We start from the raw sequence: 20,657 nt of genomic DNA on the forward strand, positions 1-20,657 counted from the left end.
CCAGGGGCGTCCGGATGTGGGCCGAGCCGCGCCGCGCGCGACACAGATCCCGGCCACGTGCGCGTGGCCGGGATCTGAAAACGCCGCCTTAACTCACCGCGTCCCCTCAAACCCCGCCGTCACCGGTCGACGCCCGGATTCCAGCGGCGGCAACCCGGCCTGGCCGCGATACCAGTCGGCGTACTTGGGGAAGCGCGAGGCGAATCCGGCGCCCGGCTCGATGCCGAGCCCGCTCCAGAGCAGTTCGTCGGTGAACCAGTGGTCGGCGGCGAGCATGCCGAGGTGATGCCGGGCGGCGGGGTGGTCGTGGACCCGTTGCCGGGCGGTCTCGGCCGGGACGCGCGGGGCGTCGCGGGCGAAGAGCCCGAACGTCTCGGCCACGGTGGACAGCAGCGACTCCCCCGGCACGGGGTCCGGATGGCTGACGTAGTGGACGCGTCCCACACCGTCCGCGGGGCCCGTCGTGGCCGCGGCGAACGCGATGCGCCCCAGGGTGTCCACGTCGATCATCGACTGGAGCCCGGCCCAGCCGTCCGGCAGGCCGCCCAGGGTGCGCAGCAGAGCCAGGATGCCGGGGATCACCCAGCGGTCCCCCCTGCCGTGGACGAGGTGGGGGCGCAGAACCGTTCCGCCCGCCGCGAGGACGTGCTCCTCGGCGGCCGCGCGGGTGCGGCTGGTGTCGGAGGCCGGGGCGAGGGGCACCTCGCCGGGCCGGATCTCGTGGAAGGGCCCGCGTCCGTGTACGGCGGCCGTACCGAGGTACACGAACCGCGCGACTCCGGCCCGCCGCACCTCTTCCGCCAGGGCGCGGGTGCCGAGGTCGTTGGCCTGGCGCAACAGCTCCGCGTCGCCGCCGATCCGCCCGGCGCAGTGCACGACGGCGTCCACGTCCGCGCAGGCGCCGCGCAGCGAGGCGGGGTCGGTGAGGTCGCCGTGCACGTACTCGACGGCGGGGTCGGGCGTGGCCGGTGGCGTGCGGACGAGAAGCCGGAGCCGTACGTCCTCGGCGGCGCGGGCGACGCTCAGGACGTGCCCGCCGATGAAACCGCTCGATCCGGTGATGAGGACGCGCCGGGTCATCGGGCCACCTCCGGGGTGCCGCCGAGGGTGGCCGTGAAGACGGCCTCGCCGCTCTGGACACCCTCCACGTGGACCGAGACATCACCCTCGGGAGAGGTTTCGCGCCGGGCGCGGACAAGACACGGCTCGGCCAGTTCGGCGTACCGGTGGAAGGCGATCGCCAGCGAGGCGGGCAGGAAGCGGCCCTCGGGAGCAAGCGCGACGGCGGCCTGCCGGGCGGCCTCCAGCAGCACCATGCCGGGGACGTGGTCGTTGGCCCGCGCGAAGAGCGTGGGATGGGCGGTGTCGAGCCGCAGCCGCCAGCCGGACCCCTGCTCGGGCGGCGCGAGCACGACGTCCCCGGCATCGCGCCGGCCGACCCGCTCGGGCGGTACGGCGTCCAGCAGCGGTACGGGGTCGCCGGCGGCGGCCAGCCGGTCGCCGCGCAGCCTGCGGTAGGCCCGGTCCGAGGTGCAGCTGAGGCTTCCCGAACTGGTGGCCAGCAGACGGCCGCCGCGCTGGAAGCGGAGCTGGACCTTCATCCCGGCCAGGCTCCTGGCCCGCATCTGGACCTCGGAGCACCGCACGACGACGTCGATCCGGCCCGAGGCGCCGGTGAGGCCGAAGTCGGCGGTGGCGAGGGCGTATTCCATGTCCCACATGACGAAGTGATGGTCGGCCGGGACGCCGTACTCGGCGTGGGCCAGCATCATCGCGGTCTGCCGCATGGTCTCCGCGACCAGCAGGGGGTCCTGGACGCCACCGGGGAGCGGGGCGAAGAAGCGATGGGCGGCGGGCCAGTCGGCCGCGACCAGGTAGCGGTGTTCGGCCAGCCGCTTCCACTCCACGGGGAAGGCGTCGTCGGCGTCCGGCCGGTGGACGAGTTCGCCGGTGGCCCGGCCGCCGCGCGCGAGAGGTTGACCGGTGTCCTCGGAGTCCGGTACAAGAACCAGCGGGTCGGTCTGTTCCTCGGGCGGTACGGCGGGGTCCGGGGCTTGCGTCATGACCGTCCGTCCGGCCGATGAGGTGCCGACGACGGCGCGATCGGCTATGAAGCTAATGCCTTCAGACATGGATTGCCCTTTGAGTCCGGTGCGATCAAAGCTCGTTCCCCCTCGACAAAATACTGACAGTCCGGTTCTCTTCGTGTGCGAACCTGATCAAGCTCTGACATAGAAACAGGGGCGACAGCCCATGGCACGCCAAGCACGCGCGATCCAGACCCGCAAGACGATCCTGCTGGCGGCGGCGGCCGTCTTCGACGAACGCGGCTACAGCGCCGCCACGATCACCGAGATCCTCGCGCGCGCCGGGGTCACGAAGGGTGGCCTCTACTTCCACTTCGCCTCCAAGGAAGAGCTGGCCCTCGGGGTGATCGCGGCCCAGCTGGAAGTGGGCCCGCTGCCCCCGCAGCGCACCAAGGTGCAGGAACTCATCGACCAAGGGCTGCTGTTCGCGCACCAGCTGCGGTACGACCCGTTGACGCGGGCCAGTGTCGGACTGGCGATGGACCAGTGGGGAGAGGGGCCGGAGCGGAGCAACCCGTTCCACGGCACGCCGTTCCAGTCCTGGGCGAACCGGCTCACCCAGCTGCTCATGGAGGCGCGGGAGCGCGGGGAGTTGCTGCCGCACGTCGATCCGGCGGAGACCGCGGACATGCTGGCCGGCGCCTTCACCGGCATCCAGTGGATGTCGCAGATCCTGTGCGAGCGCGCGGACCTCAGCGAGCGGGTGACGGTCCTGCTGCGGCACCTCCTGCCCAGCATCACCCTCCCCCAGCTGATGCCCACCCTGGACCTCGCCCCCGACCGCGCCGAACGCCTGCTGGCCCAGCGGCCCGTGGAAGTGGAGGAGAGCGCGGACGACGAGGGTGACGACTCCGCTCGCATCAGCGCCTGAGGCGCCCATCTCCGCACACCAAGCTGCCCCAGGCGTCATCAACGGCCTCTGCGGGTAGGGATATAAGCCCCGGACCACCAGATAAGCGTCGGCAGCCTCAATTGCTCGTTGCCGCATCCAAGTTCGACAGGAAGAATTGAAGTCCGCTCCCCGCACGGCTCCCCGTGTCCCGGTTGGGCTTTACTGCGGTGCGCGCTCCCCCGAATCCGACCTCGCCCGCAGTGTGGGCGCGTAGCCGAAGGGAGGAACGTGACCTTCGGATTCGCCTCGTCCTCGGCGGCCTCGTTGTCGACGTCCGCGTCCGCCGCTTCCGTCAGCCGTCTGCTCGAACCCGCCGAGTGGGCCGCCGCCGGAATCCCCCTGCTGCGCAACCCGCGCGAGGTCGTCAGCGGCCTGCACGTCCGCCACCGCCCCAAGCCGTCCACCGCGATCGTGGCCGTCCTGGACGCGGACGAACGGCTGCACGCCAGCGCCTCGTTCACCCGGCGTTCCGCCCCGGCGGACGGCTGGATGTTCCGCAACGCGCTGCTGGACCAGTTGCGCCGGATCATCCCCCACGACCTGCGCCGCCGCACCCCGGTGCGCACCGCCGTGCTGCTGTACTGCCGCGAGGGCGACGCGCGTTGGACGGAGGAGGACGGCGCCTGGATGTGGGGGCTGCGTGACGCCTGCACGCTGCACGGGCTGCGCTGCGGCGCCTACATCACGCTGACGCACGACGGCTGGCAGGTACTCGGCGAGGGACGCGGCGGACGCCATCCGAACGCGCACTCCGCTCCGGAGCCCTTCGCCCTGTCGGAGTCACCACCCCTGGTGCCGCGCACCGGCGGCCCGGTCTCGGAGGTCATGCGCCGGGTCGCTGCCCGCTGAGCCGAACTCGGCAGCGGCGCCGGACACTTCGGGCCCTAGGCGGGCCCTGGACGGGCCCTCGTCGGCCCCTGGACGACACTGCGGCGCCGTGCGGGCCGAGCAGCCGCCTGCTGCCTCGTCTCGGCAGAGCGGCTGTCCGGCGCGCGCGGCGCCGTCAGTCACGCGGTAGGGGTCAGACCCCGGCGCCCAGCACCGAGTTGATCTGCTGCGGGTCGCCGCAGACGATCAACAGGGTTCCGGCCCGCGCGTGGGCCAGCGGAAGGACCGTGGCCACGGCGTCGGCGGAGCCTCCGTTGACGGCCACGACGACCACGGGCCGGGAGGCGGCACGGGCGGCCACGGCGCCGTCGGCGTAGAAGACGTCGTCACCGGCGTCGTACTGCGCCCAGTAGGGCGCTTCGCCGAAGGACAGTTCGTGCTCGGCCCACGGGTGCCGGGCACCGGTGGTGAGCACCAGCACCTCGCCGGGGGCGCGGCCGTTGTCCAGCAGCAGGTCCAGCGCCTCCTCGGCGGCGTCGAGCGCACCCTCGGCCGAGGCCGGGATCAGCTGGATCTGGGGACTGGCCGCGGGCGCGGAGGGAGCGGCCGGGCCCGACGGGCTCGGCTTGGCCGGAGCCACGTCACGCGGCGCGCGCTGCGCCGGCGGCGCGGGCCGCGGGGGGCCGGGACGACCGGGGCGGGCCGAAGCCGCTGGGCGGGGGCCGGGTACGGGACGAGGGGTCGGTGCGACGCGGCTGCTGGCCGGAGTCGCAACGGGACCCTGGGCACTCTCGTGAATCTGAGGCTCCTCGGGAAGGAGAGGCATGAGCTGATTTTTATCAAACGTTAGTACGACACCGATGGCCGGGCGGCACATCGGCGCGGGCGGAAGCGTCAGAAATCGAAGCCGAGCTGGCCCTCGATCACCGGGACGCCGCCGTCCGCCAGGCTGCGGACCTTCTTGAGGTGCCGCCACCGGGGCAGCGCATCAAGATACGCCCACGACAGACGGTGGTACGGGGTGGGGCCCCGCTCCGCCAGTGCGGCCTTGTGCACGGGCGACGGATACCCGGCATTGTCCGCGAAGGCGAAGTCTGCATGGCCGGCACCGAGTTCGGCCATCATTTTGTCGCGGTACACCTTGGCGATCACCGAGGCCGCCGCGACGGCCACGCAGGACTGGTCGCCCTTGATCACCGTGCGCACCCGCCAGGGCGCGCCGAGGTAGTCGTGCTTGCCGTCGAGGATGACGGCCTCGGGCCGGACCGGCAGGGCTTCCAGGGCACGGACGGCGGCCAGCCGCAGCGCGGCGGTCATGCCCAGGTCGTCGATCTCCTCCGGAGAGGCGTGACCGAGGGCGAAGGCCGTCACCCATGACCGCAGTATCCCGTCCAGTTCCGCACGCCGCTTGACCGTCAGCAGTTTGGAGTCGGTCAAGCCCTCGGGCGGGCGGCGCAGTCCGGTGATCGCCGCGCAGACGGTGACGGGTCCGGCCCAGGCACCCCGCCCCACTTCGTCGACGCCGGCAATGACCTTCGCCCCGGTCGTGGCGCGGAGGGAGCGCTCGACGGTATGAGTGGGTGGTTCGTACGGCATGGCGCACTTAGACTACGCCGCCCTGCCACCGCCTCGACACCCCGGCCCCTCCTAGCCGGAAACATCACAGCAGCGGCCCGTTCCTCAGACGCGGACCGGCACCCACTCGGGCAGCGACTCGGTCCGCTCCACCCAGGCCGCGGGCGGTGCTCCCGCCTTGCCGGACGCCAGGATGCCGCCGACGATCGCGCAGGTCGTGTCCACGTCGCCGCCCACCTGGGCGGTCGTCCAGAAGGCGTGCTCGAAGTCACCGAGGGCCCGCGCGGCCGACCACAGGGCGAACGGGACGGTGTCGTGCGCGCTGGTCCGGCGCCCGCAGCCGAGGACCGCCGCGACGGTCGCCGCGTCCCCGTAGTCGAGCATGTCCCGCGCGCGGCGCAGCCCGGCGCCCACGGCGCTCCTGGGGACCAGGGCGATCACGCCGTCCAGCAGGTCCTCGGGGCTCGGCGGCCCGCCCGGAGCGGCGGCCAGGGCGGCGGCAGCGGCCACGGCCATGGCCCCGGCCACCGCCTCACGGTGCTGATGGGTGGTGTAGGCGGAGATCTCGGCCTGGTGCGTCGCCTGCTCGGGGTCGTCCGCGTACCAGGCGCCCAGGGGCGCGATGCGCATCGCGGCGCCGTTGCCCCAGGAGCCCCGGCCCTCGAAGAGCTGGGCGGCCAGTTCGCGCCAGTCGGCGCCCTCGCGGACGAGCCGGAGCAGCCGGTTCACGGCGGGGCCGTAGCCCCGGTCGAAGTCGTGGTGATCGGCGAAGGAGCGGGCGAGTTCGTCCTGGTGGACCATCTGGTGAGCGGCGAGAACCGATACGACGGAGCAGGCCATCTCCGTGTCGTCGGTCCACTGCCAGAGGCCGGCGGGCAGCTCACGGCGCCCCAGCAGCGGGTGGTTCACCGGGACGAAGAACTGGGAGCCGAGCGCGTCGCCCACCGCGAGGCCGCGCAGGCTGGACAGGGCGCGCTCCAGGCGCCGGGCGGAGCCGGAGGAGGAATCAGGGATCATCTTCCCGCCACTCTATCCGTCGATCCAGTGCGGCACCGGGTCCCGCCAGCGCTCGAAGGGCCGGTCCAGGGCGTACTTGCCGTCCTCCCCGAGAACGAGCATGCGCACCTCCGCGTTCCCAGGATTCGACAGGGACTCGAAGTCCGCCACCGTCCAGTGGAACCACCGCATGCAGAACAGCCGCATGGCCAGCCCGTGCGTCACCAGGAGGACGTTCGGCGGGTGGTCGGGCTCCTCGAAGCTGCGGAACAGGCTCTCCAGGAAGCCGCCGACGCGGTCGTACACATCGGCGCCGGACTCGCCCTGCGGGAACCGGAAGAAGAAGTGCCCGTACGCGTCCCGGTACGCCTTCTGCAGCCGTACGTCGTCGCGTTCCTGCCAGTTGCCCCAGTCCTGCTCGCGCAGCCGGGGTTCCTCGCGCACGCGTATGAAGTCGGGGTCGAGGCGGAAGGTGTCCAGGGTCTCGTGGGTGCGGCGGTACGGGGAGACGTAGACGCTCACGCGTTCCTGGCCGAAGAGTTCCCTCAGGTGCCTGCCGGTCTCCTCGGCCTGCCGGCGGCCGCGGTCGGTCAGCGCGAGGGCGTGGTCGGGCTCGCGCTCGTACACGGAGTCATCGACGTTGCCCACTGACTCTCCGTGCCGGACAAGGACGATGCGCCGTGGTCGTGCCATGCCGGAAACCCTACGGGGAGCGGAGCGGGGCCGGGCACTCATGCGGCCTTCATACGGCGTAGGTCACATCGCCCGGGCGCCTCAGACCGTCCAGGAGGGCTCCAGTTCCACGATGTCGCCGGTGAGGGAGGCGATGTCGGCCTCGGTCTGGGCGCGCAGTGCCAGCCGCTCCACGCGTTCGGTCCGGTACTTTCCGTGTTCGGCCGCGGAACGCCACATCGACAGGACCAGGAAGTCGTTTTCGGGTCCCTCGCCGAACATGCCCCGGATCATGCCGGGCGAGCCGGCCATCGCCGGGTTCCAGACCTTCTCCTGCATCAGCGTGAAGTGCTCGACGCGCTCCTCGCGCACCCGGCTGAGGGCCACCCGGACCAGGTCGGCGTCGGTGAACCGGGGTTCGAAGCCGGTCTTCACGTCGAAGCGGTACTCGAACAGCTTGACCTGGGCGTCCTTGAACGTGCCGGACTGGGACGCGGCCAGCCGGTCGTGCGAGCGGGCCATGAAGGAGTCGTAGAACGCCCTGCTCTCCCAGAAGGTGAAGATGTGCGCCACTCCCGGCCGCTGCCGGCTCCAGCCTCCGCCCTGTCCCCGAAACCCCGGCTCCCCCAGAAGCCCCGCCCATTTCCGCTGCCCGCGCTCGAAGCCGCGGCGGTCCACCAAGGTGCAGCGCATCCACTTGACCAGCACCGCGCCATCGTAAGGCCAGTGGGGGTGGCGTCGGTCACGCTCTGGCGGAGATCACCCGCGCACCCGTGCCGTATGCGTGACACGATGGGCAAGGAGTCCTGACGGCAAGGGAGTTGGGAATGATGGCGCTTCAGGGGGAAGGGGAAGCCTGGTGACCGGGTTCAGCAAGGGAATCCGCGAGGTCGAGGTCGCGCTCAAGTGGGACCCCAGTCCGGCGGGACGGCCGCCCTCCGACCTGGACATCGTCGCCGCGACGTTCACGGCGGACGACGCTTACGGGGAACCGGCCTATCTGGTGCACTTCGACAGCCGTTCCCCGGACGGCACGATCTTCCTCGACCGGGACAGCCCCGACGGCAAGGGGTTCGGCTGGGACGAGGTCATGAACCTCGAACTCCAGCGCCTGGACGGCCGCTACGCGCGCGTGGTGGTCGGCGTCGTCATCCGGCAGAACGACACCCGCGCCACGTTCGCCTCGGTCCTGAACCCGGCCGTCCGCGTCAGCGAGGGCTACACGACCCTCTCCGAGGCCGACTTCAGCACCGCCGCGGACGCCACGGCGGCCGTGGTCGCCGAGTTCGCGCGGGACGCCTCGGGCGAATGGACCTTCCACGCGGGCATCCACGGCTTCGACGAGGACCCGGCGGCCTTCACCCGGGTCATGGGAACCAGACGTCGCACTTGAGCCCTGCCGCGCCCCGGCCGCTCGTCCGCCGGCCGGGGCGTTGTCAGTGGTGCGCTGTTGAATGACCGTCATGAACGTCCACGACCTGCTGCCCCGGCTGCCCGACCCGGCCGTCCTGGCGGCCCGTTGCCGAGCCTTCGCGGTGCTGGACACCGTCCTCGACCCGGCGGCACCCATGCACGTGACCAGCCCGGCTGGCGCGACGGGGTCGCCCTGGCGCGGATGGACAACTGCTCCGGGGACCGGTGGAGCATCGTGTTCGACCCGGCCGGGGTCTTCCTCCACGGCTTCGACCACGAATGCGACGCCACGCCCTGGCGTGAGGACGAGCGTGTGCACTGGCCGGGGCTGCTCGACGGCCTGCCCGCCTCGCTCGCGCACTACGCGACGGCGCCGGAGTTCCAGTTCGAGGGCTTCTTCGACGCCACGGTCTGCGTATGGCGCGAGACGGGCGCGGACGCCTGGCAGTGCGGGCCGGTGAAGTTCGCCGCCGACGAGTCGGACGGCACCGAATGGCTCTTCGACCTCCTCGCAGACGGCAGCCCGGAGGCGTACGTGAGGTACGCCGAGGAATACTGGGGCCGCACCGTCGGCATCGAGGCCGTGCGCGACCTCATGACCGGCGCTCCGCTGACCCGCCGCACGGCCGCCGGTCTCTCCCCGACGGGAAACTTCGAGATCATGGCCAAGCACGTCCGCGCCCTCGGCCACCCCGTGCACCCCTGCCCCGGACAGTGAAGGGGCTCAGGCACCCGTTCCTGATGGTCAGAGATCGAGCAGCTCCGCGAGGGTTCCGCCCAGGACGCGATCGCGCAGCGCACCCGGCGCGGTGACGCGTTCGACGGTGGCGCGGGCGAGGAGCGGGTCACCGTAGGGCGCGTCCGAGCCGAACAGGGTGCGGTCCGGCAGTTCGTCGATGGCCAGCCGCACAGCGAAGATGATGTTCGCCGTCGACAGCTCCAGGTACAGGTTCGGGGTGTCCCGGGCCAACTCGATCGCCGTCAGCCAGTTCAGTCCACCGAGTTGGCTGATCACCAGGGGGACGGTCGGGTGACGGCGCGCGAGGCGGGCCAGAGTCACCAGGTCTCCCGCCGTGGTCGGCGCGAAACCGTGTACGACGACAGGCAGCCCACCGTGATCGGCGGCAGCCCGCAGAACCGGCTCGATCCGTCCGGCCCCGTCCGGTGGCGGGGTCAGCTCACCGATGCCCCGAAAGCCCCGGGCGACGATCTCCCGCTCGACTTCTGCCGCGATCCGCTGGGCCGGCAGTTCCAGGCGGACCTTGCCGAAGCCGATGAAACGATCGGGGTACGCCGCGCATGCCGAGTCCAGTTCCTGCCTTGCGGCCCGGTAGTTGTCCGGACCGCTGGACCCTCCGCCGATCGTCTCGTCCAGCACGCTCATCTCACGCCGGAACGAGGTCAGATCGGTGGCCCGCTCGGGATGCGGACGGGTGCTGAAGAGCACGGCGCGGTCGACTCCTGCCTCGTCCAGCAGGGCGATGTGACGGTGCACGGGATCGTGGACATGGCTGTGCGCGTCGATGATCAACGGGTTCTCCTGGTCAGGGCCGGTGACGGAATGCTGCCGCCGACCCCATCGTTGAAGATTGACACCATGGCAAGGTCAAGCTCCGTGGAGAAGCAATGCTGATCGGGCAGTTGGCCAGGAGAACCGAGACCAGTGAGCGCCTGCTCCGGTACTACGAACGTGTCGGCCTTCTCACCTCGACCCGTCAGGCCAATGGGTACCGCGATTACGACGATGCCGCCGAGCAGACGGTCAGGCAGATCCGTGCCCTGCTGGCGGCCGGGCTGTCCACCAAGTTGATCCGCCAGGTGATGCCTTGCGCCCTCGCGGACGGCTCGCTGCGCCCGTGCCCGGGAGTGCTGAGCAGGCTCCACGCCCAACTCGCCCGCCTCGACCGGCGTGCGGAGGAATTGGCCCAAGCTCGCCAGGCCCTGCAACAGGCCATCGCGGCAGCCGAACGCGGCGAGTAGTCGCACCCTTCTCCCGGCGAGGTCGCACCGAGGGCGAGCGGCCGCGTTCTGCAAAACGCGCAGGTGGGGTGCCGGCGTAACCGCCGGCACCCCACCTGAACAGCTAGCTCAAGCCCACAGGGGGCTCACGGTCAGCTGCACCCGCTGGTCGAGCCGCAGCCCTCGCAGATGTAGCAGGAGCCGGCGCGCTGCATCTTGGTGCCGCAGGAGAAGCAGAGCGGGGCGTCCGCCTGGATGCCCAGCTGCATCTCCACCAGCTCGGCGCTGGTGTGGGCCTGCTTAGGGGCCGGCTTGGCGGACTCCGCCTCGGCCTTCGGCGTGGCGACGGCCGTCAGCTCGGTGTGACGCGGGGCGGACTGGGCCAGACCCTCGACGTCGACCTCGTCGTCATCCATGGACTGCTCGTACGAACCGGTGTCCAGGTGACGCTGGCGCTCCTCGGCGGAGTGGATGCCGAGCGCGGACCGGGTCTCGAAGGGCAGGAAGTCCAGCGCCAGGCGGCGGAAGATGTAGTCGACGATCGACTGCGCCATCCGCACGTCCGGGTCGTCGGTCATACCGGCCGGCTCGAAGCGCATGTTGGTGAACTTCGAGACGTAGGTCTCCAGCGGCACGCCGTACTGGAGGCCCACCGACACGGCGATGGAGAAGGCGTCCATCATGCCCGCGAGAGTCGAACCCTGCTTGGACATCTTCAGGAAGACCTCGCCGAGACCGTCGTCCGGGTAGGAGTTGGCGGTCATGTAGCCCTCGGCGCCGCCGACCGTGAAGGACGTGGTGATGCCGGGACGGCCCTTGGGCAGACGCCTGCGGACCGGGCGGTACTCGACGACCTTCTCGACGGCCTCGCGGATGGCGGCTTCGGCCTTCTCGGTGACCTCGGCCTTCTCCGTCTCCTTCGTCTTGGCGGAGAGCGGCTGACCGACCTTGCAGTTGTCGCGGTAGATGGCGAGCGCCTTGACGCCCAGCTTCCACGCCTCGTAGTAGATCTCCTCGACCTCCTCGACGGTCGCCGTCTCCGGCATGTTGACCGTCTTGGAGATGGCGCCGGAGATCCACGGCTGGATCGCGGCCATCATGCGGACGTGGCCCATCGGGGAGATGGCACGCTCGCCCATGGCGCAGTCGAACACCTCGTAGTGCTCGGGCTTGAGACCGGGGGCGTCGATCACATTGCCGTTCTCGGCGATGTGGGCGACGACCGCCTCGATCTGCTCCTCCTGGTAGCCCAGGCGGCGCAGGGCCTGCGGCACGGTGCCGTTGACGATCTGCATCGAGCCGCCGCCGACGAGCTTCTTGAACTTCACCAGCGCGAGGTCCGGCTCGACACCGGTGGTGTCGCAGGACATCGCCAGACCGATGGTGCCGGTCGGCGCGAGGACGGACGCCTGGGAGTTACGGAAACCGTTCTTCTCGCCGAGGCGGACCACGTCCTGCCACGCCTCGGTGGCAGCGGCCCAGACCGGGTTGTCCAGGTCGTCCATGTGGACGGCCGTGGCGTTGGCGTCGGAGTGCTGCTTCATGACGCGCTTGTGGGCGTCGGCGTTACGGGCGTAGCCGTCGTACGGGCCGACGATCGCGGCCAGTTCGGCGGAGCGGCGGTAGGCCGTGCCGGTCATCAGGGAGGTGATGGCACCGGCGAGGGCGCGGCCGCCCTGGGAGTCGTACGCGTGGCCGGTGGCCATCAGCAGGGCGCCGAGGTTGGCGTAGCCGATGCCGAGCTGGCGGAAGGCGCGGGTGTTCTCGCCGATCTTCTGGGTCGGGAAGTCCGCGAAGCAGATCGAGATGTCCATCGCGGTGATGACCAGCTCGACGACCTTCTGGAAGCGCTCGGTCTCGAAGGACTGGTTGCCCTTGCCGTCGTCCTTCAGGAACTTCATCAGGTTCAGCGAGGCAAGGTTGCAGGACGTGTTGTCCAGGTGCATGTACTCGCTGCACGGGTTCGACGCGGTGATCCGGCCGGACTCGGGGCAGGTGTGCCAGTTGTTGATCATGTCGTCGTACTGGATGCCCGGATCGGCACAGGCCCAGGCCGCCTCGGCGATCTTGCGGAAGAGCGCCTTGGCGTCGACCTCCTCGATGACCTCACCGGTCATACGGGCGCGCAGGCCGAAGTCGGTGCCCTTCTCGACCGCGGTCATGAACTCGTCGTTCACGCGGACCGAGTTGTTGGCGTTCTGGTACTGGACGGAGGCGATGTCGTCGCCGCCCAGGTCCATGTCGAAGCCCGCGTCGCGCAGGACGCGGATCTTCTCCTCCTCGCTGACCTTCGTCTGGATGAAGTCCTCGATGTCGGGGTGGTCGACGTCGAGGACGACCATCTTGGCCGCGCGGCGGGTGGCGCCACCGGACTTGATGGTTCCGGCGGAGGCGTCGGCGCCCCGCATGAAGGAGACGGGGCCGGAGGCGTTGCCGCCGGAGGAGAGCAGCTCCTTGGAGGAGCGGATGCGGGACAGGTTCAGACCGGCGCCCGAACCGCCCTTGAAGATCATGCCCTCTTCCTTGTACCAGTCGAGGATCGACTCCATGGAGTCGTCGACGGACAGGATGAAGCAGGCGGAGACCTGCTGGGGCTGCGGCGTGCCGACGTTGAACCAGACCGGGCTGTTGAAGCTGAAGATCTGGTGCAGCAGGGCGTAGGCCAGCTCGTGCTCGAAGATCTCGGCGTCGGCGGGCGACGCGAAGTAACCGTGGTCCTCGCCGGCCTTGCGGTACGTCTTCACGATGCGGTCGATCAGCTGCTTGAGGCCGGTCTCGCGCTGCGGGGTGCCCACGGCACCCCGGAAGTACTTGCTGGTGACGATGTTGACCGCGTTCACCGACCAGAAGTCGGGGAACTCGACGCCACGCTGCTCGAAGTTGATCGAGCCGTCGCGCCAGTTGGTCATGACGACGTCACGGGGCTCCCACGCCACCTCGTCGTACGGGTGTACGCCGGGGGTGGTGTGGACGCGCTCGACGCGCAGCCCCTTGCCGGCCTTGGTTCCCTTGGCGCGGGAACCTCGTGCCGGACCGCTCGCCGTCTCTGTCATGCCGCCTCCCATGTACGGGCGAAAACGCCCCGAAATGCCCCGATGTTCCCAGGGCACGGTGTTCTGTCTGGTGTCGCGGGCACCCTCAACTGCGACCCGCGACAGGTCTTTGGTTCGCCGCCTGCCGGCCGGACCGGGGACTGGACCCCAGGTCCGGCCCGCCGGTCAGTCGGCGGCGCGTGCGGGCACGGGGACCTGCGTGGTCCGTCCCGGCCCGCTCTGGTCTTCCTGGCTCCCCGCGACAGCGCCCTCGTCGCCCTTGACGTTCTCGTCGTCCGCGGCGGGGTCCGGCGTCGCTTCGCGCAGTTCGGTGATGGCGGCCTCGAAGTCCTCCAGCGAGTTGAACGCCCGGTAGACCGAGGCGAACCGCAGATAGGCGACGAGGTCGAGCTCCTGCAACGGGCCGAGTATGGCCAGCCCCACGTCGTGGGTGGTCAGCTCGGCACTCCCGGTGGCCCGCACCGCCTCCTCGACCCGCTGGCCGAGCTGGGCGAGCGCGTCCTCGGTCACAGGGCGCCCCTGGCACGCCTTGCGCACACCGTTGATGACCTTGGTGCGGCTGAACGGCTCGGTGACGCCGGACCGCTTCACCACCATGAGCGAACACGTCTCCACGGTCGTGAAACGACGGGAACAGTCGGGGCACTGGCGGCGTCGGCGGATCGACGTGCCGTCGTCGGTCGTACGGCTGTCGACCACACGGCTGTCGGGGTGCCTGCAGAAGGGGCAGTGCATGCTCTCCAACCCTCCTCACAGCAGACTCGATGGCCCCGCCGGGCCTCAAGGGCCTCACGAAGCAGCCCCCAGCATAGGCGATCGCGGAGGCCCCGAAGACCCAGGGGCCGAGAACAACCACAACTTGTGGGCCTCTGTAGCCATCCAACCACTACATGTGGGGATGGGGTCAGATGCCGAGGCAAACACGCGTGTCGCCGCGGAAGGGGGCGCCCGGAGCGGACCGAGAGCCCGCCGGGGCGACACGCGCAGGCGTCCCGCTCCGCCGGACGGGGTCACGGGGATACCGTGAACACCGCGCGGAGCCCTCGGGGAATTCCGGCGGGGATCACACCGCGGGCGGACCCGGACAACGGCCGGCCGGGGTTCGAATGGCACACTGACGGCGGCCGCGAGGCCGTCCGCCCCGGCGGTGAAGAGTACAACAATGGGCACTTTTGCCCGCCGGACGTCACGTAAGCCATACACCCGGACACTTGATCGCGTCACGCGAATCGCACTTTTTCACTCGAACGTGTGTTTGGCGCAACCTTTCGAAAGCAACTACCGTTGTGCAGCAGGGAGACCATCGAGAGGGGCCGACGTGACCACGACCGCAGACAGTGCCGCCATCACCGCCCAGGACCGCTCCCAGGGCCGGGCGGAGCCGGTGCACGCGATGAACGAAGCCGCGCCCGAAGGACACAAGCGCTCCCTGCCGGGCCGACCTCCAGGCATCCGCGCGGACAGCTCGGGACTCACCGACCGCCAGCGCCGGGTGATCGAGGTCATCCGGGACTCCGTGCAGCGTCGTGGCTACCCGCCGTCCATGCGGGAGATCGGCCAGGCCGTCGGCCTCTCCAGCACCTCGTCCGTAGCGCACCAGCTGATGGCGCTCGAGCGCAAGGGCTTCCTGCGCCGCGACCCGCACCGCCCCCGCGCGTACGAGGTACGCGGCTCCGACCAGGCGGTCAGCGTCCAGCCCACGGACACCGCCGGGAAGCCCGCCGCGTCGTACGTCCCGCTGGTCGGCCGTATCGCGGCCGGTGGCCCGATCCTCGCCGAGGAGTCCGTCGAGGATGTCTTCCCCCTCCCCCGGCAGCTCGTGGGCGACGGCGAGCTGTTCGTCCTCAAGGTCGTCGGCGACTCCATGATCGAGGCCGCGATCTGTGACGGCGACTGGGTCACGGTCCGCCGCCAGCCGGTCGCGGAGAACGGCGACATCGTGGCCGCCATGCTCGACGGCGAAGCCACGGTCAAGCGCTTCAAGCGCGAGGACGGCCATGTCTGGCTCCTCCCGCACAACGCGGCCTACGAGCCGATCCCCGGCGACGACGCCACGATCCTCGGCAAGGTCGTCGCGGTACTGCGCCGCGTGTGACGCCCGCACCGGACGAGCCGCCCGGCTCGTCCCCCCACACCGGGCCCCGGAACCCCTGCGCCGGTTCCGGGGCCCTGCCATTGCCATCAGCAGCGAGGGCGGGCCGATACATCGAGCCGCCCGCGCCTCCGGCTCACTCCTCCTCGGCCTCCCTGGCCATCGCGTCGATCGCCGCGAGCGACTTGCGCACCTGATTCCGGTCCGTCGTGGACCAGAAGTCGGGCAGTGACGCCTTCAGATACGACCCGTACCGGGCGGTCGCCAGCCGCTGGTCCAGTACGGCGACCACACCTCGGTCCCCGGTGGCGCGGACGAGCCGGCCGGCGCCCTGTGCCATGAGCAGCGCCGCGTGGGTGGCCGCGACCGCCATGAAGCCATTGCCTCCCGCGTCCTCCACCGCCTTCTGGCGAGCGCTCATCAGCGGGTCGTCGGGGCGCGGGAACGGGATCTTGTCCATGACCACCAGCTGACAGCTGGGGCCGGGCACGTCCACGCCCTGCCACAACGACAGCGTGCCGAAGAGACAGGTGCGGGGGTCGGCCGCGAAGTTCTTGATCAGCTCACCCAGCGTCTCCTCGCCCTGGAGCAGGATGGGGAACTCGGGGATGCGTACCCGCAGCTCCTCCGCCGCGAGCTGCGCGGCCCGCATGGAGGAGAACAGGCCGAGCGTGCGGCCGCCGGCGGCCTGGATCAGTTCGGTCAGCTCATCCAGCATGTCGCCACGGTCGCCGTCCCTCGCGGGGCGGGCGAGGTGCTTGGCGATGTAGAGGATGCCCTGCTTGCGGTAGTCGAAGGGCGAGCCGACGTCGATGCCCTTCCACTGCGGCAGGTCGTCGCCCTCGGTCCCCTCCGGAGCGAGCCCCAGGGAGGCGCCGACGCCGTTGAAGTCACCGCCGAGCTTCAGGGTCGCCGAGGTGAGGACGACACTGCGGTCGGTGAAGAGCTTCTCCCTGAGCAGCCCGGACACCGACATCGGGGCGACCCGCAGCGAGGCCCCGAAGCGGTCGTGGCGCTCGTACCAGACGACGTCCCACTCCGAGCCGTTCAGCACCCGCTCCGCCACGGAGTACACCGTCTCCACCGAGGCCAGCGCCTGCTTGCGCACGGCGTCCTCGTCCTGCACGGACTTGTCGCGCGTCGAGCCGAGCGCGGTGATCACCGTGCGGGACGCGTCGCGCAGGGCGGCCAGGGCGTAGGCGAGGTCCTCCGGGATCTCCTCCAAGCGGCCCGGCAGGGCCAGCTCCATCAGCCGCTCGAAGCCCTCGGCGGCGGTCAGGAGCTGGTCGGCCGCCTTCTCGTTGACGAGCTTCGCGGAGCGGCGGACCGCCCGGTTGACCTGGCCGGGGGTGAGTTCGCCGGTGGCTGCGCCGGTGACACGCGAGACGAGTTCGTGCGCCTCGTCCACGATCAGCACCTCGTGCTGGGGCAGCACCGGGGCGCCCTCGATGGCGTCGATCGCCAGCAGCGCGTGGTTGGTCACCACGACGTCCGCGAGCTTGGCGCGTTCCCGGGCCATCTCGGCGAAGCACTCGGCGCCGTAGGCACACTTCGAGGCGCCGAGGCACTCCCGCGACGAGACCGACACCTGGGCCCAGGCGCGGTCGGAGACGCCCGGCGTGAGGTCGTCCCGGTCGCCGTTCTCCGTCTCGTCGGACCAGTCGCGCAGCCTGAGCAGGTCCTGGCCCAGCTTGCTGGTGGGCGCGGCCGCCTCGAACTGGTCGAAGAGTCCGTCCTCCTCGTCCTGCGGCATGCCCTCGTGCAGCCGGTGCAGACACAGGTAGTTCGACCGGCCCTTGAGCATGGCGAACTCCGGGCGGCGCCGCAGCAGCGGGTGCAGGGCGTCGACCGTACGCGGCAGATCGCGCTCCACGAGCTGGCGCTGGAGCGCCAGTGTGGCGGTGGCGACGACGACACGCTCCCCGTGCGCGAGCGCGGGCACGAGATAACCGAGCGACTTTCCGGTGCCGGTACCGGCCTGGACCAGCAGATGGGATGTGTCGTCGATCGCCTCGGCGACCGCTTCGGCCATGGTCACCTGGCCAGGGCGCTCCATGCCGCCGACGGCGGAGACAGCGGCGTGGAGGAGTTCGGGGAGTGAGGGCTTCGTCATAGCCCGACCACCCTACGGCCCCGCACTGACAATCGCGCCCGGCCGCCGAGGCGGGCGGAGCGGTATGCGGTCACTTCCGAACTCCTGAACTTTTTTCCGCGGAAGCGGGAACTCGACGGAACCGCCGCACGTACAACAAGTGAGCATCCGGTCACGTGGTGCTACGAGAGTTCATGCCGGACCCGGTCCCGGATCATGAGGGCGGCCCGCTTGCCGGGCAGGTCGACCTCCGCCGAGCACCGGAACCCGGCCTGGAGGAAAGCGGTCACCGAGGGGGTGTTGCGGATGTCAGGTTCCGCGACGACGCGCGTGCAGGCGCGGCGGCGTTCCATGATCAGCTCGGCCACAGCCGTGAGCAGAGCCGAGCCGACCCCTCGCCCCCGGTGCGCGGCCTCCCCGATGAGCAGGTGGATACCCGTGTCGTTCGGGCGCGCCGGGTAGAGGCGGGCCAGCGGATCGAGGTCCGCCCGGTAGATCTCCCAGTAACTCAGCGCGGTGCCGTCGAGCATGCCCAGGCAGGGCACGCTGCTCCCGTCGCCGTCGAGTTGGGCGCGAAGGTGGCGCTCCGTCCGGTCCCGGGTTCCGGCCAGCTCCCAGAACGCGGCGACCGCGGGGTCGTTCATCCAGCCGTGGATGAGGGGGAGATCGCGGTCCACGCGGACCGGGACCAGCTCGAAGACGCCCACAGGAGTGGAGGTCGGGCCCCAGGCGTGGATGCCGTCCAGCAGGTCCGCATCGCGGGATGAAGCGGCCTGGTCGGGCAACTCGGCTCGGCGCGCGATGAATTCGGCGGGCAGACGCAGGTCCAGTGTCTCTTCGCTGTCCCAGAGGAGCGCGCTCGCCCCGGTGTCCGCGCTGCCTCGCGGGCCTGTGCGATCGGGGGCGAGGGGGCCGGGAAGGGTTTCGGCGCCGGTGTCGGTGAGGGACACGTGCGCTCCTCTCATAGGGGCGGGCGAAGGGCCGTGAACACGGAACGGGTTCAGGAATGAAGGGGGTTGGCGATGGTCACGTAGACCGACTGGGTGTCGACGGGTCCGACGAGTTCGTCCAGGCCGTGCAGCCGGGTCAGCAGGTTGGCCTTGCAGCGCAGTACGGGTGAGTCGAGCAGGTTGCCCGGCAGGGAGCTGCGCAGGGCGGCGGGACCGGAGGCGGCGGCGGTGAGGAAGCGGCGGAACGCGGCGAGGAGGAGGTGTTCGTCGGCCAGGCGCTGGGAGCCGAAGGCGCCGATGAGGCCGAACACGTTGTTGATGGCGAGGTAGTACGCGAAGCGTTCGTCGGTGACCTCGTCGGAGACGAAGGTGTCGCTGAGCTCGCCGATACCGGGCAGCCGGGCGTCGAGTTCGGCACGGCGGGACTCGCGGAAGTAGTAGCCCTGGTTGTCGCGGTAGCGGCCGCCGGCCGGCCAGCCGTCCTGGTCGAGGCGGAGCAGCGTGTTCTGCTGGTGCGCCTCCAGAGCGATTCCCGCCTCGCCGTCGAGCCAGAGGACGGGCCGGACGACCTGTTCGAGGTAGCGCAGGAACCACTCGGCTGCGACGGCGCCCACGGGCCGGCCGGTGCGGGCGGCGAGCCGCGCGACGAGTTGGGCCAGCCGGGAGCGGAGGAGTCCGGGGTCTGCCGTCGGGCTCTGTTCGAAGGCCGGGCGCGGCGAGACGAGTCCGGCGACGCAGCCGATGTCGTCGGTGGGAGCGAACGGGGCGTGCCTGATCATCACGTCGAGGCCGGGCACGGGCAGTCCGTCCGGGTCGTCGACGGCGAGCCAGGCGGGGTCGCGGACGATGTCGAAGCCGGGGTGGGCGGCCTGCCACCGCTTCGCCAGTCCGGTGCGCAGCAGGCGGTGCACCTCGACGCCCCGGTGGAGTTCCTTGCGCAGGTTCTCCCGGCGGGAGTTGGTGATGCGCAGGCCGAGCGACAGTTTGAGCATCGCCGGGGAGCCCGAGCGGTGGACGGTTCGTACGGAGGAGGTGGGGTGCCAGGGTGAGCCGAGGGGGCCGAGGTCGCGCAGGAGGCCGGCGTCCAGCAGGGCGGCGACCGGCGCGCGGTGCCGTGCGTCGCGGGCCTGCCAGGGGTGCAGGGGAAGGGCGCCGTAGCCGTCGGGCAAGGGAAGGGCGGTTCCGGCGAGTTGCTCGATGAGCCGGTCGGCGGGGACGGGACGGCCGCGCTCGGTCCAGGCCGAGTCGGAGGCGAGCAGGGAGGGGGCGACAGCCATCCAGTGCAGGGGGAAGGAGCCGCGTGACTCCGGCGCGTACTGCCGGGCTTCGGTTTCGGTGAGCCCTTCGCGGCTCTTCGGAGTGGGGTGCAGGGGGTGGCCGAGGAGCAGGGCCTGTTCGGCGTTGAGGAAGAGGTCCGGTCCGTCCTCGGGGTGGGCGTGGCGGTCGCGCAGGAAGGTGGCGGTGTGACGTTGTGAGTCGGCGACGCGGGCGACGAGGTCGGCGCCGTCCGCGGGAGCGGTGCCGTGGGGCTCGGTGGTGCCTGCCTGGCCGGTGCCGGGGGTCTCGCGGGTGAGCAGGGCGGCGAGGGTGACGGCGTCTACCGAGGGGGCGTGTGGGGGGGTGCCGGAGAGCCGGGGTGGGCCGAAGCGGTGCCAGCCGGTCGGGGACCAGTGACGTACGGGGGTGATGAGGGCGGTGCCGCTGGCGGGCAGCGGGATGTGCAGGACGCCGGTGTCGGGGGCGGTGGGACCGGTCTCGCGTACCCAGCAGCGCAGCAGGTTCTCCACCGCCGCCGCCTGGGCCGCGATGTGCGGATCGGGGGCCTCCAGTGGGTCGGCGTCGGGCTCGCCCGCCCGTCCGGCGCCCGGCGTGCGCCGCTTCTGGTGCGGCACCGCGTCGGCGAGCGGCACGGGGGCGCCGGGGCTGCCGGGGTCCGCCGGTTCTTCGGGGGTCTCGGAACGGCCGTCCGGTGCGGGGGTGGCGTTCATGACGGCTCCTCGGGGGTGATGCGGGTGCGGGGGCGATCGCGGAGGGGCTCCGCATGGCGG

19 protein-coding genes are annotated in these 20,657 nt (G+C 71.0%); 6 read left to right on the forward strand and 13 right to left on the reverse strand.

The genetic code is table 11. The features are described from left to right. Positions 1–93: 93 nt before the first annotated feature. Positions 94–1,080 carry an NAD-dependent epimerase/dehydratase family protein gene (locus tag ACIGA3_RS09565; RefSeq protein WP_399712200.1) on the reverse strand — a complete coding sequence of 329 codons (987 nt, stop codon included), beginning with the start codon at positions 1,078–1,080 and terminating at the stop codon, positions 94–96. Continuing rightward, positions 1,077–2,063, reverse strand: a complete 987-nt coding sequence (locus ACIGA3_RS09570; RefSeq protein ID WP_399712203.1) for a ScbA/BarX family gamma-butyrolactone biosynthesis protein — start codon at positions 2,061–2,063, stop codon at positions 1,077–1,079. Before ACIGA3_RS09570 ends, ACIGA3_RS09565 begins: the two co-directional genes overlap by 4 nt. A 190-nt stretch (positions 2,064–2,253) precedes the next feature. Between ACIGA3_RS09570 and ACIGA3_RS09575 the strand changes: the two genes are divergently transcribed. Both ACIGA3_RS09575 and ACIGA3_RS09580 read left to right on the forward strand, forming a co-directional pair. Beyond that, on the forward strand, positions 2,254–2,958 hold the full coding sequence (locus ACIGA3_RS09575) for a ScbR family autoregulator-binding transcription factor (RefSeq protein WP_399712206.1): 705 nt from the start codon (positions 2,254–2,256) through the stop codon (positions 2,956–2,958). A 249-nt stretch (positions 2,959–3,207) separates the two neighbouring features. Beyond that, positions 3,208–3,828, forward strand: coding sequence for a hypothetical protein (locus ACIGA3_RS09580; protein WP_399712208.1), 621 nt, complete (start codon positions 3,208–3,210; stop codon positions 3,826–3,828). Positions 3,829–4,000: 172 nt separating this feature from the next. Here the strand turns inward: ACIGA3_RS09580 and ACIGA3_RS09585 are convergent, their stop codons facing one another. From ACIGA3_RS09585 to ACIGA3_RS09605, 5 genes are all read right to left on the reverse strand, one after another. Further along, a complete protein-coding gene (locus ACIGA3_RS09585) occupies positions 4,001–4,633 on the reverse strand; it encodes a hypothetical protein (RefSeq protein WP_399712210.1) in 633 nt (210 codons plus the stop codon). Positions 4,634–4,701: 68 nt separating this feature from the next. Next, the gene (locus tag ACIGA3_RS09590; RefSeq protein WP_399712213.1) at positions 4,702–5,403 is read right to left on the reverse strand and encodes a ribonuclease HII; all 702 of its coding nucleotides are present in this window, start codon (positions 5,401–5,403) and stop codon (positions 4,702–4,704) included. Positions 5,404–5,487: 84 nt separating this feature from the next. Further along, the gene (locus ACIGA3_RS09595; RefSeq protein ID WP_399712216.1) at positions 5,488–6,399 is read right to left on the reverse strand and encodes an ADP-ribosylglycohydrolase family protein; all 912 of its coding nucleotides are present in this window, start codon (positions 6,397–6,399) and stop codon (positions 5,488–5,490) included. Between the two features lie 12 nt (positions 6,400–6,411). Next, positions 6,412–7,071 (reverse strand): histidine phosphatase family protein, encoded by a 660-nt coding sequence (locus ACIGA3_RS09600; RefSeq protein ID WP_399712218.1) that lies wholly within the window; start codon positions 7,069–7,071, stop codon positions 6,412–6,414. 81 nt (positions 7,072–7,152) lie between these two features. Further along, positions 7,153–7,758: a YdbC family protein gene (locus tag ACIGA3_RS09605; protein WP_399712220.1), complete on the reverse strand. Its 606-nt coding sequence runs from the start codon at positions 7,756–7,758 to the stop codon at positions 7,153–7,155. A 151-nt stretch (positions 7,759–7,909) separates the two neighbouring features. On the opposite strand from ACIGA3_RS09605, the gene ACIGA3_RS09610 reads away from it, so the two are divergent. After that, on the forward strand, positions 7,910–8,443 hold the full coding sequence (locus tag ACIGA3_RS09610; RefSeq protein ID WP_399712223.1) for a TerD family protein: 534 nt from the start codon (positions 7,910–7,912) through the stop codon (positions 8,441–8,443). Positions 8,444–8,665: 222 nt separating this feature from the next. Continuing rightward, positions 8,666–9,181, forward strand: coding sequence for a hypothetical protein (locus ACIGA3_RS09615; protein ID WP_399712226.1), 516 nt, complete (start codon positions 8,666–8,668; stop codon positions 9,179–9,181). A 27-nt stretch (positions 9,182–9,208) separates the two neighbouring features. On the opposite strand, the gene ACIGA3_RS09620 is transcribed toward ACIGA3_RS09615, so the two are convergent. Then, entirely contained in the window at positions 9,209–9,994 is a 786-nt protein-coding gene (locus ACIGA3_RS09620) for an amidohydrolase family protein (protein ID WP_399712229.1), read from the reverse strand. 95 nt (positions 9,995–10,089) lie between these two features. Between ACIGA3_RS09620 and ACIGA3_RS09625 the strand changes: the two genes are divergently transcribed. Then, positions 10,090–10,443, forward strand: coding sequence for a MerR family transcriptional regulator (locus tag ACIGA3_RS09625; RefSeq protein ID WP_399712232.1), 354 nt, complete (start codon positions 10,090–10,092; stop codon positions 10,441–10,443). A 131-nt stretch (positions 10,444–10,574) separates the two neighbouring features. Here the strand turns inward: ACIGA3_RS09625 and ACIGA3_RS09630 are convergent, their stop codons facing one another. Then, a complete protein-coding gene (locus ACIGA3_RS09630; protein ID WP_399712235.1) occupies positions 10,575–13,475 on the reverse strand; it encodes a vitamin B12-dependent ribonucleotide reductase in 2,901 nt (966 codons plus the stop codon). A gap of 165 nt (positions 13,476–13,640) precedes the next feature. Beyond that, positions 13,641–14,210 carry a transcriptional regulator NrdR gene (gene nrdR, locus ACIGA3_RS09635; RefSeq protein WP_399712238.1) on the reverse strand — a complete coding sequence of 190 codons (570 nt, stop codon included), beginning with the start codon at positions 14,208–14,210 and terminating at the stop codon, positions 13,641–13,643. Positions 14,211–14,793: 583 nt separating this feature from the next. Here nrdR and lexA point away from each other — a divergent pair. Beyond that, positions 14,794–15,570 (forward strand): transcriptional repressor LexA, encoded by a 777-nt coding sequence (gene lexA, locus ACIGA3_RS09640; protein WP_399712241.1) that lies wholly within the window; start codon positions 14,794–14,796, stop codon positions 15,568–15,570. Between the two features lie 133 nt (positions 15,571–15,703). On the opposite strand, the gene ACIGA3_RS09645 is transcribed toward lexA, so the two are convergent. The 3 genes from ACIGA3_RS09645 to ACIGA3_RS09655 all read right to left on the reverse strand — a co-directional run bounded on the left by ACIGA3_RS09645 (position 15,704) and on the right by ACIGA3_RS09655 (position 20,597). After that, positions 15,704–17,680, reverse strand: a complete 1,977-nt coding sequence (locus tag ACIGA3_RS09645) for an ATP-dependent DNA helicase (RefSeq protein ID WP_399712243.1) — start codon at positions 17,678–17,680, stop codon at positions 15,704–15,706. Between the two features lie 161 nt (positions 17,681–17,841). After that, on the reverse strand, positions 17,842–18,624 hold the full coding sequence (locus tag ACIGA3_RS09650; RefSeq protein ID WP_399712246.1) for a GNAT family N-acetyltransferase: 783 nt from the start codon (positions 18,622–18,624) through the stop codon (positions 17,842–17,844). A 35-nt stretch (positions 18,625–18,659) separates the two neighbouring features. Continuing rightward, entirely contained in the window at positions 18,660–20,597 is a 1,938-nt protein-coding gene (locus tag ACIGA3_RS09655) for an IucA/IucC family protein (RefSeq protein WP_399712248.1), read from the reverse strand. Positions 20,598–20,657: the final 60 nt, after the last annotated feature.

Origin of the sequence: Streptomyces sp. NPDC085596 (genome assembly GCF_044541565.1) — a bacterium.
Lineage (GTDB): Bacteria > Actinomycetota > Actinomycetes > Streptomycetales > Streptomycetaceae > Streptomyces.